At 70.0% G+C, this 17,618-nt stretch carries 13 protein-coding genes; 7 read left to right on the top strand and 6 right to left on the bottom strand.

What is annotated here, in order from left to right:
- Positions 1-94 precede the first annotated feature (94 nt).
- Genes ABID41_RS04680 through ABID41_RS04665 form a run of 4 tightly spaced genes read left to right on the top strand, consistent with a single transcriptional unit; the run spans position 95 to position 4,927 of the window.
- Positions 95-2,749 (top strand): peptidoglycan-binding protein, encoded by a 2,655-nt coding sequence (locus ABID41_RS04680; protein ID WP_354297229.1) that lies wholly within the window; start codon positions 95-97, stop codon positions 2,747-2,749.
- Between the two features lie 23 nt (positions 2,750-2,772).
- Positions 2,773-3,693 (top strand): sulfite exporter TauE/SafE family protein, encoded by a 921-nt coding sequence (locus ABID41_RS04675; protein ID WP_331929212.1) that lies wholly within the window; start codon positions 2,773-2,775, stop codon positions 3,691-3,693.
- A complete protein-coding gene (locus ABID41_RS04670) occupies positions 3,690-4,457 on the top strand; it encodes a TIGR02186 family protein (RefSeq protein ID WP_331929210.1) in 768 nt (255 codons plus the stop codon). Before ABID41_RS04675 ends, ABID41_RS04670 begins: the two co-directional genes overlap by 4 nt.
- Positions 4,458-4,459: 2 nt before the next feature.
- Positions 4,460-4,927, top strand: coding sequence for a DUF3429 domain-containing protein (locus tag ABID41_RS04665; RefSeq protein WP_331929209.1), 468 nt, complete (start codon positions 4,460-4,462; stop codon positions 4,925-4,927).
- On the opposite strand, the gene pdeM is transcribed toward ABID41_RS04665, so the two are convergent.
- From pdeM to ABID41_RS04650, 3 genes are read right to left on the bottom strand one after another with little or no spacing between them, the layout of a single operon-like run.
- Complete coding sequence (gene pdeM, locus ABID41_RS04660; RefSeq protein ID WP_331929207.1) at positions 4,928-5,653, bottom strand: ligase-associated DNA damage response endonuclease PdeM; 726 nt, start codon at positions 5,651-5,653, stop codon at positions 4,928-4,930.
- Complete coding sequence (locus ABID41_RS04655) at positions 5,650-8,133, bottom strand: ligase-associated DNA damage response DEXH box helicase (protein ID WP_331929205.1); 2,484 nt, start codon at positions 8,131-8,133, stop codon at positions 5,650-5,652. The genes pdeM and ABID41_RS04655 overlap by 4 nt, the downstream gene beginning before the upstream one ends.
- Before the next feature lie 45 nt (positions 8,134-8,178).
- The gene (locus tag ABID41_RS04650; RefSeq protein WP_331929204.1) at positions 8,179-8,808 is read right to left on the bottom strand and encodes a hypothetical protein; all 630 of its coding nucleotides are present in this window, start codon (positions 8,806-8,808) and stop codon (positions 8,179-8,181) included.
- Between the two features lie 138 nt (positions 8,809-8,946).
- Here ABID41_RS04650 and ABID41_RS04645 point away from each other — a divergent pair, with 138 nt between their 5' ends.
- From ABID41_RS04645 to ABID41_RS04635, 3 genes are all read left to right on the top strand, one after another.
- On the top strand, positions 8,947-9,375 hold the full coding sequence (locus ABID41_RS04645) for a GFA family protein (protein WP_331929202.1): 429 nt from the start codon (positions 8,947-8,949) through the stop codon (positions 9,373-9,375).
- Positions 9,376-9,540: 165 nt separating this feature from the next.
- The gene (locus ABID41_RS04640) at positions 9,541-12,258 is read left to right on the top strand and encodes an ATP-dependent DNA helicase (protein WP_354297228.1); all 2,718 of its coding nucleotides are present in this window, start codon (positions 9,541-9,543) and stop codon (positions 12,256-12,258) included.
- A 117-nt stretch (positions 12,259-12,375) separates the two neighbouring features.
- Entirely contained in the window at positions 12,376-14,406 is a 2,031-nt protein-coding gene (locus ABID41_RS04635; RefSeq protein ID WP_354297227.1) for an elongation factor G, read from the top strand.
- 154 nt (positions 14,407-14,560) lie between these two features.
- On the opposite strand, the gene ABID41_RS04630 is transcribed toward ABID41_RS04635, so the two are convergent.
- From ABID41_RS04630 to ABID41_RS04620, 3 genes are read right to left on the bottom strand one after another with little or no spacing between them, the layout of a single operon-like run.
- A complete protein-coding gene (locus ABID41_RS04630; RefSeq protein WP_331928419.1) occupies positions 14,561-15,490 on the bottom strand; it encodes a prephenate/arogenate dehydrogenase family protein in 930 nt (309 codons plus the stop codon).
- A gap of 4 nt (positions 15,491-15,494) precedes the next feature.
- Complete coding sequence (gene hisC, locus ABID41_RS04625; protein WP_331928421.1) at positions 15,495-16,616, bottom strand: histidinol-phosphate transaminase; 1,122 nt, start codon at positions 16,614-16,616, stop codon at positions 15,495-15,497.
- A 33-nt stretch (positions 16,617-16,649) separates the two neighbouring features.
- Positions 16,650-17,450: a chorismate mutase gene (locus tag ABID41_RS04620; protein WP_354297226.1), complete on the bottom strand. Its 801-nt coding sequence runs from the start codon at positions 17,448-17,450 to the stop codon at positions 16,650-16,652.
- Positions 17,451-17,618 lie beyond the last annotated feature (168 nt).

Here is a 17,618-nt window from a genome sequence, read left to right as displayed (position 1 = left end):
TTCGCACGCTGGACGCTATATCTGGTGTTAACAGCTCGTTTACACACCACTGATCGGTGATAGCGTCCTCCATGGGCTGGGAGAGCGATTCGACATGACCTCGGGTGCGCCCTGGAGCGTCAAGGGCATTGATCCGAAGGCGAGGGAGGTCGCGAAGGACCTGGCCCGCCGGTCCGGCATGACCCTGGGCGAATGGCTCAACCGGATGATCCTCGAAGGGGATGATCCCGGCGACTCACAGAATGACAGCGGGTCCGGGCGGAACGCCGACGAGATCACCCAGGCGGTGGCCCGGGTCGAAGGCGCGGTCGAGCAGGCGCGCGCAGAGAACAGCCGATTGGCCGAGCGCCTGGGGCGCGTCGAGGCCGGGGGGAAGTCGCCGGAAGCCTTGCGCTCCCTCGAAGCCGCGCTGAACCGCGTCGCCAGCCACCTGAGCGAAGGCGAGGGACGAACGCGCGAAAGCCTGCGGGCCATGGAAGCCCGCATCGAGCAACTGGGCGGCGGCGCGCCGGATCGCGCGGGTCTGCTGGACGAGATCGCAGAGCGCGTCGAAGCGCGGCTGGCCGACGCCGAAAGCCGCACCTCCGAGGCCCTGGTCAATCTCGGCCAGGCCTTCGCCGATCTGGACAGCCGCGTGGGCGCGGCCGAGGTCGGCAGCACGCCGGACGTGGAACGACGGATCGAGAGCCTGTCGGCGGCGCTGTCCCAACGGGTCGAGGATCTCCGCGGTGAGATTTCCGAAGCGGTCCGCCGGGCCGAACAGGTCACCGAAGACGCCGTGGAGCGGGTCGGCCGCGAGGTCATGACCGTCGCCGACAACCTCAATCGACAGGTCGAGGCCGCCGAGCGCCGCAGCGCCGACGCCATCGAGCAGGTCGGCGGCGAGGTCGCCCGGATCGCCGAGGCGATGGAAGGCCGCTTCGGTCGTTCCGAGAGCGCCCACGCCGAGGCCCTGGAGCGGCTGGGCGCCGAGATCAGCCGCATCACCGATCGCCTGACCGAGCGCATCGGCAGCTCGGACCGTCGCGCAGCCGCGGCGATCGACGAGGTCGGGGAACAGGTCTCGCTGCTGTCCGAACGCGTCCTCCAGAGCGAGGAACGCACCGCCCGCTTATTGGAAGAGGCGCGGGAGAAGGTCGATCGCGGTCTGGCGCGCTCGCGCGAGCGCATGGACGAGCAGCCCGCCGAGGCCGGCGACGCGCCACGCCTGATGCAGGAAACGGCGGACGCGCCGCTCGACGAGATCGTGGGCGAAGAGCTCGAGGAAGCGCCGTTGGCGCTGCAGGCCTTCGCCGTCCCCGATCCTCAGGACAGCGACCTGCCCGTCGAAGAGGTGGCGGAGGCGACGCGGGCCGACGAAGACGACATCGAAGAACCGGGCGAGGCCGACGAGTTCGCCGAAGCGGCCCAGGCTCAGGCCTTCGAGGCCGCCGACTTCGAGGCGGCCGACGACTTCGACCCGCTGCTGGTCGAGCCTGCTGATGAGACCCAAGCGACGGTCGCGGCCGCCGAGATCGTAGAAGCCGCCGCCGAAGAGGTCCCGCAGCCCCAGCGCCAGCTCTCCACGCGGGAGGTGATCGAACAGGCGCGGGCGGCGGCGCGGGCCGCCTCGGCCGAGGCGAAGGGCCACAAGGGCGGAAAGCTCGAGAAACTGCCCAAGCGGGACGGCAAGCCGCTGTTCCCCGGCCTGCGCAAGCGCGCCGGAGGCGGCGGCTCTTCGCTGCACACCGCCCTGCTGGTGGCCGGGGGCGCGGCGTGCCTGAGCCTCGGCGCGGCCAGCTATTTCGTGGTCGATGGTGAGCCGCGTGGGGCGACGCCCGACCGCGTGTCCGACGCGCTGGACGTGCTCAAGCGCGACCGGGCGGGCGAGATCACGACCGGGGAAGCCGACACCGCGCCGGCGGTCGCCCGAGCCGCCGTCGCGCTCGCGCCTACGACGGCGGCCGGCTCTCCCATTGGTTCGGCCAAGACGCCGGCGACGCCAGAGGATGCCGCGGCCCTGGCGGACCTCTATGCACAAAGCCTGCAGGCCATCGAGGCGGGGCGGCCGGGCGGCGTCGACAGCCTGCGCCGGGCCGCCAATCTCGGGCATTCCCCGGCGCAATTCTACATGGCCAAGCTCTACTCCGAGGGGGCCGCCGGGCTGAAGAAGGACCCGGTCGCCGCGCGGCGCTGGACGGAGCGGGCGGCCGAGGGCGGCAACCGGGCCGCCATGCACAATCTGGCGATCGCCCTGGCCGAGGGGCAAGGCGGTCCGACCAATGCGGTGACGGCCGCGCAGTGGTTCCGCCGGGCGGCCGAACTCGGCCTCGTGGACAGCCAGTTCAACCTCGGCGTCCTCTACGAGCAGGGGCGGGGCGTCAGCCTGAACCCGGCCGAGGCCTACAAGTGGTACCTGATCGCCGCGCGCAGCCGGGACAAGGGCGCGCTCGATAACGCCGCCCGCCTGCGCCAGGCCCTGAGCCCTGAGGCCCGGACCGTCGCCGAACGCGCGGCGCGCGCCTTCCGCCCGACCGAGCCGAACCCATCGACCACCGCCCTGGCCGCGCCGAGCGGCGCCTCGCCGGCCGACATCTCCAGCGCCCAGCAGGCGCTGTCGGTGCTGCGCTACTATCAGGGCCCCACCGACGGGGTCTCTTCGCCGGCGCTGAAGATGGCGATCGCCGCATATCAGCGCGAAGCTGGCCTGACGGCGACCGGCGCGCTCGATCCGACCACTCTTTCGCGCCTGCAGGTCTTCACCCAGTAGCCCTGGCCGGCTAAGGGGCTTGCTTGGACCTTTATCTGCCCATCGCAGAAGTCTCGGTAAACGCGCCGCTCCTGGTGGCGCTGGGGGCTGCGGTCGGCTTCATCTCCGGGCTGTTCGGGATCGGCGGCGGCTTCCTGATGACGCCGGTGCTGGTGTTCCTGGGCATCCCGCCGGTGGTGGCGGTGGCCAGCGAAGCCAACCACGTCGCCGCCTCCTCCACCTCGAGCGTCATCTCCTACACGCGGCGCAAGGCGGTGGATTTCCGGATGGGCGGCGTCCTCGCCGCCGGCGGGGCGATCGGCTCGCTCATCGGGGTTGAGGTCTTTCGCTGGCTGCGGTTGCTGGGCCAGGCCGACCTTGTCGTCTCGCTGTCCTATCTGATCTTCCTCGGGATCATCGGCGCGCTGATGCTCAGCGAGTCGCTCTCGACGATCCTGCGGCGGCGTCGCGGCGAAGCGCCCAAGGCGCGGCGCGACCGGCGCCCGCCCTGGCTCTACGGCCTGCCCTTCAAGATGCGGTTCCCGCGGTCGCGGCTCTATATCAGCGTGATCCCGCCGATCCTGCTGGGGGTGTTCGTCGGCATCCTGTCGGCGATCATGGGCGTGGGCGGCGGCTTCGTGCTGGTACCGGCCATGGTCTACATCCTGCGCATGCCGGCGGGCGTCGTGGTGGGGACCAGCCTCTTCCAGATCATCATCACCACCTCGCTGACCAGCGTCCTGCAGGCTGGGCGCAATCAGACGGTGGACATCGTCCTGGCGACCACCCTGCTGGTCGGCGGGGTGCTGGGCGCCCAGATCGGCGCGCGCGCCTCCTCGCGGTTCCGGGCCGAGGAGCTGCGGGCCCTGCTGGCCCTGATTGTGCTGGCGGTGGGCCTGCGGATGGGGCTCGGCCTCTTCTTCACCCCCAGCGAACCCTTCGTGCTGATGGGGGCGAACGGATGAGCGCCTATGCTCCGCCCCCGGAGACGCCGCCCGCCGCCGTGTCGGCCGCCCTCACCACGACCAATGTGCGGGTGACCTCCAGCTTCCGTGGCGCACGGATCGTGCTCTATGGCGCGGTCTTCGATCCAACCACCAAGCCGAGCGACGTGGTGGTGATCGTGCGTGGGCCGGACGCGCCGGTCCGCCTGGCGCGCAAGACCAGGGTGGCGGGCATCTGGGTCAACTCCAAGCCGGTGGTGTTCGAGGGAGCGCCGGGCTTCTACATGGCCGCCTCCACCCGGCCGCTGAGCGAGATCGCCAGCTTCAGCACCCTGCGGCGGCTGGGGGCGGGGGTGGACCACCTGCGGATCAACGCTCCCCTCGAGCAGCGGACCGAGACGCGGTACGGGGTCCGCGACGTGGTCGTCTCGCGCCTGGGGCCGGACTATCTCGACTGGCGACGAGCCGTCGTCCGGCTCAAGCAGAACGCGGGCCTCTATGCGGCAAGCGATCGGGGCGTGACCTTCGTGGACCGCGGCCTGTTCCGGGCCGAGATCGACCTGCCGGCCGGCGCGCCGATCGGCGCCTATTCGGCGGAGATATTCCTGTTCCAGAATGGGGAGGCGGTCTCGCGGCGGATGCGCGGCCTGACCGTCGAGAAGGCGGGCTTCGAACGCCTGCTCTATCTTTTCGCCAACCGACGACCGTGGCTCTACGGTCTTGCCTCCGTCGCCATCGCCCTTGCGGCCGGCTGGGCGGCGTCCGTCGCGTTCCGGAGGAACTGAGCTTGAACATTCACGCCGATCTTCCAGGGGGCGGCCCAGCCCCGAAGCCGCTTTGGGCGATCGCCCTGGCCGGCGTTGCGCCGTTTCCGGCGGCGGCCCTCGCCTATGTCTACGGACCGCCTGGAATCTCGCCGGACGCCTTGACCGTGCTGCTGTCGTGGTCGGCGGTGATGCTGGGCTTTCTGGGCGGCGTGCGCTGGGGGCTGGAGAGCGGACGAGCCCAGCCGCGCTGGCCGCGGCTGGCGCTCAGCGCCGTTTCGCCGATCGGCGGCTGGGCCCTGCTCTTTGCGCGTGGCTCGATCGCCATGCCCTGGCTGCTCGGCGGATTTCTCGCGGCCTTCATCCTGCAATGGCTGTTCGACCATTCCGCGCCGGACGTGCCGGCGCGCTATCCGCGGCTGATGACTGTGCTGACCCTGGGGGCCTGCCTCTCACTGGCGCTGGCCCTGGAGCAGGCGCTGCGGATGTAGTCAGTCGCCGGCCAGCGACCGCCAGCCGACGGCGTGGACCCGGCCGGCTCCCAAAGCTCCGCAGAGCGGAGGGCGGCCGAAGAGGCCCGCAAAGGCCTGGTCCTTCACATTGAGCCCGCCGGCATAGGCGCCGAAGGCGGGTGTCACCATCCGCGCCCCATCGGTCACGAAGCACCGCCGCCGCACGCTGCCGCCGCTGGCGACCACGCGGGCGCAAGGGTGGAGGTGGCCGGCGACTTCGCCAGGCTGGGCGCCTTCGGTCGGCTCGTGGCGCAGGACGAGGCCCTCGACCACGATCTCGTCACGTATCTCGCCGGGCAGATGCCGTGGTCCGTCGGCGTCGTGGTTGCCCACCACCCAGATCAGGTGGGTGAGGCCGGCCAGGGCGCGAAGCGCCTCGGCGTCGTCGCGGGCGAGGCGGTCCTCCGACCTGCGGTCGTGAAAGGTGTCGCCCAGTAGGACGAGGGCGTCGGGCAGGGTGGCCAGCGCCTCGGCCTGCAGGCGGCGCAGGGTGTCGCGGGTGTCGTAGGGGGGCAGCATCTGGCCGCGGGCGGCGTAGGCCGAGCCCTTCTCCAGGTGCAGGTCGGCCACCACCAGCATGCGGGCGGCCTCGATCCAGAGCGCGCCGCTGGCGCGCAGGGTCACGGCCGCGCCGTTGAGGTTCATCCGCAGGCCGCCGCAGCGACTGGGCTGGAAGGCGTAGGGCTGGGCGGCCAGGGCGTTCATGACAGCGCCTGCGCGATCATGTCTTCCTCGGCCTCGGCCAGGATCATCTCGCCGGCGCCGCCGGGCGAGCGCTCCTTGCCGATCTCCAGCAGGATCGGCACCGAGAAGGGCGAGAGATGGTCGAGCGCCGCATGCCGGATGCGGCCGGCGACCCGCGACAGCATCTGGCCCAGGCGCGCCACGTCGATCATGCCGCTCGCCGCGTCGTCGCGGGCGCATCTCAGCAGCAGGTGGTCTGGTTGGTGGCGTCGCAGCACGTCGTAGATCAGGTCGGTCGAAAAGGTCACCTGGCGGCCGGACTTCTCGTGGCCCGGGAACCGCCGCTCGATCAGGCCGGCGATGATCGCGCAGCCCTTGAAGGCCCGCTTCATCATGAAGCTCTCGGCAAGCCAAGCCTCCAGATCGTCGCCCAGCATGTCCTCGGCGAAAAGGTCGTCCAGATCCAGGCCGTCCATCGGCTTCAGCGCCCAGATCGCCATCGCGTAGTCGTTGCAGACGAAACCCAGCGGCCCGACCCCCAGCCGCTCCAGCCGGCGGGTGAGCAGCATGGCCAGGGTCGTGTGGGCAAGCCGTCCCTCGAACGGGTAGCAGACCAGGAAGTGGCGCTTCTGATGCGGGAAGGTCTCCAGCAGCATCTCCTCGGCCTCGGGGATCAAGGAGTGGTCGCGCTGCACCTCCAGCCACTCGCGCACGTCGGCCGGCAGCACCTTCCAGTGTTCCTGGTCGTACATCAGCTCGCGCACCCGCTTGGCGAGGTAGGTCGAGAGGGCGAACTTGGAGCCGCCCCAGGAGGGCATCTTCGGATCGCGGTTCGTGGCCGGGCTGACCAGCACGTCGGTTCCGGTGACGGCGACCAGCGCCCAGACCTGGCCGGCGAAGACGAAGGTGTCGCCGGGATCGAGCATCTCCAGCATGCCCTCCTCGACCTCGCCGATCTTGCGGCCCGCCCGCTGCTTGCCCATGGCGATGCGGACCGAAAGCATGGCCGGGGAGACGATGGCGCCGACGTTCAGCCGGTGGCGCTGGGCGATCTCGGCGTTGCGCACCCGCCAGAGGCCGTCCAGCCCCTTCACGATCCGCTTGAAGCGGTCGTAGGTCTTGAGCGCGTAGCCGCCGGTGGAGACGAAATCGACGACCTGCTCGAAGTCCTCCCAGGCGAGGTCACGATAGGGGCCGCTGGAGCGGACCTCGTCGTACATGGCGACCAGCTCGAAGGGCTCGGAACAGGCGCAGCCCATGATGTGCTGGGCCAGGACGTCGAGGGCGCCGATGCGGGTGGGCTCGCCGTCGAAGCGGTTCTCGGCGATCGCCTCGCGGGCGGCCTGGCATTCCAGCATCTCGAAGCGGTTGGCCGGCACGAAGAGGGCGCGGCTGGGCTCGTCCAGGCGGTGGTTGGCGCGACCGATGCGCTGGACCATGCGCGAGGCGCCCTTGGGCGAGGCGAGCTGGATGACCAGGTCCACGTCGCCCCAGTCGATGCCGAGGTCGAGGGTCGAGGTGCAGACCACCGCGCGCAGATCACCGCGGGCCATGGCGGCCTCGACCTTGCGCCGCTGCTCGGCCGCCAGGCTGCCGTGGTGGAGGGCGATCGGGAGGTTGTCCTCGTTCAGCCGCCAGAGCTCCTGGAAGGCGAACTCAGCCTGGAAGCGGGTGTTGACGAAGACGAGGGCGGTCCTGGCGCCCTTGATCGCCTCGTAGACCTCATCCATGGCGTGCTTGGCGGTGTGGCCCGCCCAGGGGACCCGCCCTTCCGACAGCAGCAGGTCGACGATCGGGGGCGCGCCGGCCGGCCCGCGGACCAGGGCGATCGACTCATGCGGCGCGGGCTCTCCTTCGTCCTGCTTGCCGTACGCCAGCCAGCGGCGGATCACGTCCGGATCATCGACTGTCGCCGAGAGGCCGACCCGGCGCAGCTTCGGCGCGAACTGCTGCAGCCGGGCCAGGTCCAGCGCCAGCAGGTCGCCGCGCTTGGAGCCGTGCAGGGTGTGGATCTCGTCCAGGATCACGCAGGAGAGGTTCTCGAAATAGAGCCGCGCCCCTTCCCAGGCGCAGAACAGCGCGAGCTGTTCGGGCGTGGTCAGCAGGATGTCCGGCGGCTTCACCCGCTGACGCTGGCGGCGCGAGAGGCCGGTGTCGCCGGTTCGGCTCTCGGCGACGATCGGCAGCCCCATCTGCAGGATCGGCGTCATCAGGTTGCGCTCGACGTCGACGGCCAAGGCCTTGAGCGGCGAGATGTAGAGCGTGTGGAGCCCGGGCGCGGTGTTGGGCGGCGGGCGCTCGGCCAGTTCGATCAGGCTGGGCAGGAAGCCGGCCAAGGTCTTGCCGCCGCCGGTGGGCGCGATGAGCAGGGCGTCGCGCCCCTCGCGGGCCTTGGCGACCATTTCGAGCTGATGGGCGCGCGCGCTCCAGCCTCGGCCTTCGAACCAGGCGGAGAACTTTTCGGGCAGGAGATCGGGCGAGATCGCTGCGGCGTCAGCCATGCCGCCATATGATGTTCTTGTTCCGTTTCGCGCAAGCCAGCGCGGTCAGTGGCGGAGGATCTGGAAGAGGATAAGCGCCGCCACGACGCCGACGAAGGCGGCGAACCACAGCTTGTTCACGGGCTTGGCGGTCTTGACGCCGTTGGATGGCTTCCGACCGGTCGCCGCGAAGAATGTCAATTCGGAGCCACGTTCGGTTTCGGGGCCCCAGCCGCTCATCAGCGCAGCGAACTGGCTGGCCTGCTCGAAGCAACTCACGTTGCTGTCTTCGTCTCTGGCCTTCAGAGACTCGTCGAAAAAGGGCTTCAGCGCCGCGGGCGGTGATCCCTCGACCACCAGTTCATCCCGCAGATCGACTTCGTCATCGCCGGTGCAATGCACCGACCACCGCTCCGATCCGTCCTCAAAGCCCCATACCGAGGTGGTGCAGTAATTCCCCTCCGCACGCGCGCCGATTAGCGAAGCGCCTTCTGAAAGCATCGCCAATTTGGCTGGGACCAGAGAGCTGTAGAGATCGGCGACGACCACGATCCGTCCGTCTGGCGTCACGGCCCACATGTATCCGCTATCTGGCGGCCAATCGACGACCTTGCCGGTGTCCTCGATCCCCAATTTTCCGAGGATATCGTCCTTGTCGGCGCCTGCGACCGAAATCCAATCGACGTAGAAGCTCATCTGCATTCCCCCCACTTCTAGGCGAAAGGCTATGTTCCTATATTGTTCTGGTCAAGCTTGCGCCTCTGAGTCGCTGGTCCGCGCTCGTGCCGGGCGTAAGCTTGGGTCTGTCGCGCCATTAGCTGACAGGAGCCGAGCATGTCTCAGTCGTACCCGGGCGAGTGCTTTTGCGGATCAGTAAAGATCGAGGTCACGGGCCAACCGGCGGCCATGGGCTATTGCCATTGCAGGTCCTGCCGATCGTGGTCCGGCGGGCCGGTCAACGCCTTCAGTCTTTGGGAGCCGTCGGCGGTCAAGGTCGTGGCCGGACAGGAGCACTTGGCGACCTTCGCAAAGACCGAGATGAGCGAGCGCCAGTATTGCAATAAGTGCGGCGGGCACATCATGACAAACCACCCGCCGCTGAAGCTGGTCGATGTGTTCGCCGCGACCTTGCCGACCTTGGAGTTCACGCCTGGCGTCCACGTCAACTATGCCGAGACCGTGCTGCCTATGAAGGATGGCCTGCCGAAACTGAAGGATTTTCCGGCTGAGTTCGGGGGCTCGGGGGAGACGATCGCGGAGTAAAATGCGGCCTATGGGCAGGTTTTCCACGTTCCCTTTCCGTTTCCTGCCGAAAGCGGCTAGCAAGGCGAGGTGAACGCCCCGGCCAACAGTCTGGATCTGGCGCCCGCCTTGGTCGTGTTGCCCGGGCCGCGGGCGGCGGTCGCGGATGCGCAGCGCGCGCAGCCGATGCGAACGCCGGATGCGCGGGATCTGCTTCAGCGTGGCCCGGTGCTGGTGGCGCACGCGGCGATGACTGCGCGCCGGCTGGGCCTGAACGCGCCGCCGCGGTTGCCTGGGTTGTTCGACGCCCTGGAGCTCTACGCTTTCGTGCGGCCGGCCCGGTTCTGCGCGCCCTCGGCCGCCGGCCTGGCCCTGGCGCTCGGCCAGCCGGAGCCACGGGGCGCCCAGGCGCAAGCCCAGGCTCTGCGCGATGCCTGCAGGCTGCTGCTGGACGAGGTCGCCGCGGCGCCTGAGCCCAGCCGCGAGGAGGCGCTGGCCATCGCCGAGACCCTGATGCGGGCCGGCTGGGCCTGGGGACCATCCGTGGTGCAGGCGCTGCGCTCGGCGCCGGTGGGCAACCAGTTCCGCACCTCCGGGCTCGATGTCTGGACCCGCGTCGCCGAGTGGGAGGACCAGGCGCCGCCGGGCGAGGCCACCTCGCGCCCCATCGCGCCGGAGGAGGCGGCCCAGCGCCTGGCCGATCTGCTGCAGCGCGCGGGCCTCGACGAGGTGCGGGCCTCGCAGGCGGAATACGCAAGCGAGGCGGCCTTCGCCTTCCTGCCGCGCGAGCGCGAGGGCGAGCCCCGGATGATGCTGGCCGAGGCCGGCACTGGGGTCGGCAAGACCCTCGGCTATCTGGCGCCGGCCTCGCTCTGGGCCGAGGCGAACGGGCCCTCGGTCTGGGTCTCGACCTACACCCGCGCGCTTCAGCGGCAGATCGAGCGCGAGAGCCACGCGATCTTCCCCGATCCCAAGGTGCGGGCGAAGAAGGCGGTGGTCCGCAAGGGGCGGGAGAACTACCTCTGCCTGCTGAACTTCCAGGACATGGCCAACACCGCCCAACTCGGCGGGGCCGATCTGGTGGGTGTCGGGCTGACCGCCCGCTGGGCGCGCGCGACCCGCGACGGCGACATGACTGGCGGTGACTTCCCGGCCTGGCTGCCGACGCTGTTCGCCGTGCCGGCTGCCGCCCAGGCGAGCGCCGCCAACCTGGTGGACCGGCGCGGCGAGTGCATCCATACCGGCTGCCAGCACTACCGCGCCTGTTTCGTGGAAAAGGCGATCCGGGGCTCGCGCAAGGCGGACCTGGTCATCGCCAACCATGCCCTCGTGCTGACCCAAGCCGCCTTCGACGGCGCCCGCGCGGCGCGGGGTTCGAAGGCCGATGGCGAGACGACCCAGCTCAAGCGCATCGTCTTCGACGAAGGGCACCACCTGTTCGACGCGGCCGACGCCGCCTTCGCCGCGGCGCTGTCGGGTCAGGAAACGGCCGAGCTGCGCCGCTGGATCCGCGGGCCGGAAGGGCGTGGCCGGCGCGGGCGCGGGCTTGAAGCGCGGCTGATGGACATGCTGGGCGATCGTGAAGACGCGCGTGACGCCCTGACCTCGGCCCTGCACGCCGCCGCGGCCCTGCCGGGAGAAGGCTGGTCCGGCCGCATCGCCCCGCCCAATGGCGAGGTCAATCCGATCGGGCCGATCGAGTCCTTCCTGGTGGCGGTGATCGAGCAGCTTCGCGCCCGCGCCGCGCCCTCGGACGTGGGCATGGAGTGCGCGGCGCGGCCGGCGCTGGATCTCGTGCGGACGACCGCGCGGGAGGCCGCCGCGGCGCTGGCCAAGATCGAGGCGCCCTTGCTGGCGCTGGCCCGGCACCTGGAAGACCTGCTGGACGAGGAGGCCTCGCAGATCGTCACCAGCGACCGCGGGCGGATCGAAGGCGCCCTGCGCGGCCTGGACCGCCGTTGCCGCATGCTGCTGCCGGCCTGGCGCTCGATGCTGCGGGCGATCGACGAGGACGCCGAGGACGATCCGGACTTCGTGGACTGGTTCGAGGCGACCTTCCTCTATGGACGGGTGGTGGATGCGGCCTGCCGCCGCCATTGGGTCGATCCGACCGAGCCCCTGACCAATGCGGTGATCGCGCCCTCGCATGGTGTGCTGGTGACCAGCGCGACCCTGTCGGACGCCACCCTGGACCATCCCTTCGCCCTGGCCGAGATGCGCACCGGCGCGGCGCGGCTGCCAGACCGGCCCAAGACGCTGAAGCTCGCCTCGCCCTTCGACTACGCCGCCCACGCCCGCGCCTATGTGGTGACCGACGTGGGGCGGGACGATCCGCGCCAGGTGGCGGCGGCGATGCGCGAGCTGTTCCTGGCCGCGGGCGGCGGAGGCGTCGGCCTCTTCACCGCGATCCGGCGGCTGCGCGCGGTGCACGAGAAGATCGCTGCGCCCCTGGCCGACCGGGGGCTGGCGCTCTACGCCCAGCATGTCGATCCGCTGGAGGTCGGGGCGCTGGTCGACATCTTTCGGGCCGAGGAGGACGCCTGCCTGCTGGGCACCGACGCGGTGCGCGACGGGGTGGACGTGCCGGGCCGCTCGCTGCGCCTGCTGGCCTTCGACCGGGTGCCCTGGCCGCGGCCGGATCTGCTGCACAAGGCGCGCCGCACCCGCTTCGGCGGCAAAACCTATGACGACAGCGTCGCGCGGGCGCGGATCGCCCAGGCCTTCGGCCGCCTGATCCGCCGGGCGGACGACAAGGGCGTCTTCGTGATGCTGGACGCTGCGGCCCCGACGCGGCTGTTCTCCAGCTTGCCCGAGGGCGTGCGGGTAGACCGGCTCGGCCTCGTGGACGTGATCGAGGCGGTGACCGAGTTCCTCGGTCCGCAGGGTTCTTTCAAAACAGATTGATCGTGGCCTCTTTCGCCCCTTGTGCAGAGCGCGCAGCGGGTGGAAGCATAGGTTCGTCGGGGGGTCACTAGCGCCCGCTCCAAGAGGCGGGCGCCTCTAGCTTGGAGGGCCCTAGACATGGGCAGACCAGGTACCGGCGCCGCACGCGCCATCGCCCTCGTAGGTGCGGCGGGAGCCGGCAAGACAACACTCATGGAAGCCATGCTGTTCGCCGCCGGCGCCATCCCGCGCCAGGGCGACGTCGGCTCGGCCAGCGTCGGCGACGCCAGTCCGGAGGCGCGCGCCCGCGGGCAGTCCATCGAGTTCAACATCGCGGGCTTCGAGTTCATGGGCGACCGCTACGGGGTGATCGACTGCCCCGGATCGCCGGAGTTCTCCGGGACCGAGGACTATGTGCTGCCGGCGGTCGACCTGGCGATCATCGTCGCCGATCCCAATCCGACCCGCGCGGGGCTGCTGCAGCCGATCTTCAAGGAATTGGAAGAGCGGCGAGTGCCGCACGCGGTCTTCGTCAACAAGATCGATCAGGCGCGCGGACCTCTGGACGAGCTGTTGGCGGCCATGGCCCCGGCCTCGGGCAATCGCCTAGTGGCCCGGCAGATCCCGCTGATCGACAAGGAACATGTGACCGGGTTCGTGGACCTGGCGCTGGAACGGGCTTTCGTCTACCGGCCAGGCCGCCCATCGGAGCGGATCGAGCTTTCGCCGGACATCGCCGGGCTCGAGGCCGATGCACGTTTCCACATGCTGGAGCAGCTCGCCGACTTCGACGACGAACTGATGGAGCAACTGCTCTCCGACCTCAATCCGGCCCAGGACGCGGTGTTTGCGGACCTGGTCTCGGACCTGGCCCAGGGCCTGATCACGCCGGTCTTCTTCGGCTCGGCGCTCAATGGGTTCGGCGTCCGCCGCCTGCTGAAGGCGCTGCGGCATGAAACCCCCGATGTCATGGCGGCCGCGGCGCGCATGGGCCTGGACGGCCCCAGCGCCTATGTCCTGAAGACCTCCTATGTCGGTCAGGCCGGCAAGATCGCCTATGCGCGGGTCATGCAAGGCGAGCTGGCGGACGGCCAGGAACTGACCCTGGGCGGCGGCGAGAAGAGCCGCGCCGGGGGCCTGGTCAGCTTCACCAGCCCCTCCGGGCGCAAGACCGACAAGGCGCTGGCGGGGGAGGTCGTCTCCATCGGCAAGCTGGATGCGGTCACGCCTGGCCAGGTGCTGTCGATGGATGGCAAGGCGCGGAGCTGTTCGGCCCCGGCGTGTCCGCCTACGGCCCTGTTCTCGATGTCCATCGCCGCCAAGGACCGCAAGGACGACGTGCGGCTTTCGGCGGCCCTGGCCAAGCTGGTCGAGGAAGACCCGGCCCTTTCGGTGAGCCAGGATCACGAGACCCAGGAGACGCTGATCTCCGGCCGCGGCGAGGCGCACATTCAGGTGGCGCTGGAGCGGCTGCGGCGGCGGTTCGGTGTGGAGGCCCAGGTCGGTAAGCCCAAGGTCTCCTATCGGGAATCCCTGCGAAAGGCGGTCACCCAGCGCGGTCGGCACAAGAAGCAGACTGGCGGCCACGGCCAGTTCGGCGACGTGGTCCTGGAAATCCGGCCGCGGGCGCGCGGCGAGGGCTTCGCATTCTCGCAGAAGATCACCGGCGGAGTGGTGCCCAAGCAGTGGATCCCGTCGGTCGAACAGGGGGTGCGCGACGCCATGGAGCGCGGGGCGCTGGGCTTTCCGGTCACCGACGTCGAAGTGGTGCTGGTGGATGGCTCCTATCACAGCGTCGACTCCTCGGAGATGAGCTTCCGGGCGGCCGGACGGCTGGCGATGAGCGAGGGATTGAAGGCCGGCGCGCCCTATCTGCTGGAGCCGGTGGAGAAGCTGACCATCCACGCGCCGCAGTCTTCGACCTCAAGGATCACCCAGGCGGTTTCCGGACGGCGTGGGCAGATCCTCGGCTTCCATCCGCGCGAGGGATGGGAAGGCTGGGACGAGATCGAGGTCTGTCTGCCGCGCGCCGAGCGCCAGGACCTGATCGTCGAGCTGCGCGGCCTGACCCAGGGGCTGGGCGAGTTCACGGCGGAGTTCGACCACATGGCCGAGCTGCCCGGACGCCTGGCCGACCAGATAGCCAAGCGCGAACAGCCGGCGGCCTAGATTCCCCGTTGGGGGAGGTGGATCGCCGAAGGCGAGACGGAGGGGGCTGCCGTAAGGCCGTCCCACCTCGCGGTCGCAGTCCTCCCCTGGCGGGGGGGGCCTCAGTCAGCCATTCGGCTGACAGCTCCCCCAGCGGGGGAGCATGTGGGGCGGTTCAGTGCTTGCCGCGGTCGCGGCCGAAGTTGGGTTCGGCGCTTTCCTGGCCGGCGGCGATGATGCCGCGGCGGATTTCGCGGGTGCGGGTGAAGAGGTCGAAAAGCTTGTCGGCCTCGCCCCAGCGGATGGCCCGCGACAGGGCCTGCAGGTCCTCGGTGAAGCGGCCGAGGATTTCCAGCACGGCATCCTTGTTGGCCACGAAGACGTCGCGCCACATGGTCGGGTCGGAGGCGGCGATGCGGGTGAAGTCGCGGAAGCCGCCGGCGGAGTACTTCATCACCTCGGCCTGGGTGACCTCCTCCATGTCGGCGGCCGTGCCGACGATGTTGTAGGCGATCAGGTGGGGCAGGTGGCTGGTGACGGCCAGCACCAGGTCGTGGTGCGTGGCGTCCATCTGCTCGACATTGGCGCCCAGCGCCCGCCAGAAATCCGCCAGCCTGGCGGTGGCTTCGAGATAGGGCTCGTCGTCCCGGGGCTGCGGGGTGAGGATCACCCACCGGTTCTGGAAGAGCTCGGCGAGCCCTGCGTCGGGGCCGGAGTGCTCGGTGCCGGCGATCGGGTGGCCGGGGATGACGAAGACGTTGTCGGGTAGGGCCTTGATCATGGCCTGGGCGACCGAGCCCTTGACCGAGCCGACGTCGGTGACCGTCGCCCCGGGCTTCAGGGCCGCGGCCGCAGCCTCAGCGGCTGATCCCATGGCCAGGACCGGCACGGCCAGGACCACGAGGTCGGCGTCCTTCACCGCTTGGGCGATGTCGCCGGTGACCTCGTCGGCATAGCCCAGCTCGACGATCCGCTGGCGGTGGGCTTCACTGGCGTCGGCGACGAAGACGTGGCCGACCACGCCGGCCTCGCGAGCCGCGCGGATCACCGACGAGCCGATCAGACCGCAGCCGATCACCGCCATCCGTTGGTAGATCACGGCCATCGCGTCAGCCCCTCATGAACTCGGACAGGGCCTCGACCACGGCGCGGTTGTGCTCTTCCAGGCCGATGGTGATGCGCAGGTGGTTGGGCAGGCCGTAGCCGGCCACGTAGCGGGTGATCAGGCCACGGGCGCTGAGGAAGGCGTCAGCCTCGCGGGCGGTCCTGCCAGGCGTGGTCGGGAATCCGACCAGGACGAAGTTCGCCGCCGAGGGCAGGGGCTCGAGGCCGAGGCCGCCGAGCTGTTGCGTCAGCCAGGGCCGCCACTGGTTCACCAGATCGAGGGAGCGGCGCTGGAAGTCGTCGTCGCCGAGGGCGGCGACGGCGGCGAGCTGGGCCGGGATGTTCACGTTGAACGGCAGGCGGATACGGTCGACGGCGCTGGCCATCTCGGCCGGCATATAGGCCCAGCCGACGCGCAAGGCAGCCAGGCCGTGCAGCTTGGAGAAGGTCCGGGTGACGACGACGTTGTCGAATTCGCGGACCAGGGACATGCCGTCTTCGTAGTCCGGGTCGTCGCAGAATTCGGCATAGGCGCCGTCCAGGCAGAGGACCACGGCAGGCGGCAGACCGGCGTGCAATCGGCGGATTTCCTGCCGAAGGTTCCAGGTTCCTGTCGGATTGGCCGGATTGGCGACGAAGACGATCCGGGTGCGGGCGTCCACAAGCTTGAGCAGCTCATCGACGTCGATGCGGTAGTTTGGCTCCGGGGCCATGCGGACCTCGGCCTGGCAGGCCCGCGCGCCGATGGCGTAGGCGCCGAAGCCGAACTCGCCCTGGACGATGTTGTCGCCCGGCTCGAGGAAGGTCTGGTTGAGGAGCTGGAATATCTCATCCGAGCCGCAGCCGAACAGCAGGCGTTCGGGCTCCAGGCCGTACTTGGTCGCGATCGCCTCGCGCAGCTCGTTGGAGCGGCCGTCGGGATACATCTGGAGCTGGTCGAAGGCGGTGGCGAAGGCCTCGCGCGCCTTGGGGCTGGAGCCCAGGATATTCTCGTTGGCCGAGAGCTTCAGCGGGTGCGCCACCCCTTCGACCTTCGCCTTGCCCGGCACATAGGGCGCGATGTCGAGGATGCCCGGCTTGGGGACCGGGCGGGGGGCGGCGGAGCGATCGGTGAGCACTTCGGACATGGGTCTCGGCGGGCTGGAAGAAGCGCCGCCGTCTTACACGTCCATCGGCGCCGGCGCAGCCCCGATGACGCCCGTCAGCCGGCCGGGCGCGCGGGCCAGACGCTCGTCGTTGACCTGGTAGTAGCCCAGCAGGCCGAACAGCTTGAGGCCGCCGGCCTCGGCGATCATGTCGCCGGCCACGCCGTCGCGGCCCAGGGCCTCTTCGACCGCCTGGGCCGAGCCCGGCGCGTCGGTGACCCAGTAGGTGATGTCGGCGCCGGTCGGCTCGACCTCGACCTGCGCCACGGCCAGGGCCGAGAGCGGGCCCCAGGTGGTGAGGCAGGGTAGGGCCGCGAAGACCTTGAGCTGCGGATCGACCAGCAGCCGGCCCCACCAAGGGGTGTCGGACGAGAGCGCCAGGATCGCCACGCCGCCGGGGGTCTTGGCCGCCGCCAGCGCCTCTTCCGGCTTGGCCACCTGGCGCAGGGGCGGAGCGGCGCCGAAGCGCAGGCGCGCGCCCTCGACGGCGCGGCCGGGATCGCGTCCGCCGAAGACGTTGAGATGGAACGGACCCTGGCGCGAGAGGCTGTCGCCGATCAGCTCGCGCCAGATACGGACCACGAGGCTGGGGCGGGCGGCCTTGCGGTCCTTGGAAAGCAGGGTGCGCAGGAGCTGGGCTTCCCGGCCGGGACGCAGGCCGAACTTGTCGCCGTCGCCGGCCGCGGCCTTGGCGGCAGCCACATGGACGGCCAGGCCCGCACGCTCGTCCACGAGCGCCAGGAGCTGGGCGTCGATGGCGTCGATCCGCGCACGGATGGCTTCCAGGCTGGGCGGCGCGGTCATTGGATCGGCCATACTCTCCCCCGAAACGAAGGTTCGGCGCTTAGGTCATTGCGAGGCTGCACGCAATAGGCCCCTTCGCCGCAAAAAAGTTGCATCAGAAACCGGTTTTGCGGCGAAGCTATGCAAAGGACCGCCGGGCTGGACCCTGGCCGCACGCCATGCGAGCACTTGGGAAAGCGT

Source organism: Phenylobacterium koreense (assembly GCF_040545335.1).
Lineage (GTDB): Bacteria > Pseudomonadota > Alphaproteobacteria > Caulobacterales > Caulobacteraceae > Phenylobacterium > Phenylobacterium koreense.
The sequence above is the reverse complement of the archived record's forward strand: the minus strand, read 5'-3'. Positions and strand labels throughout refer to the sequence as shown.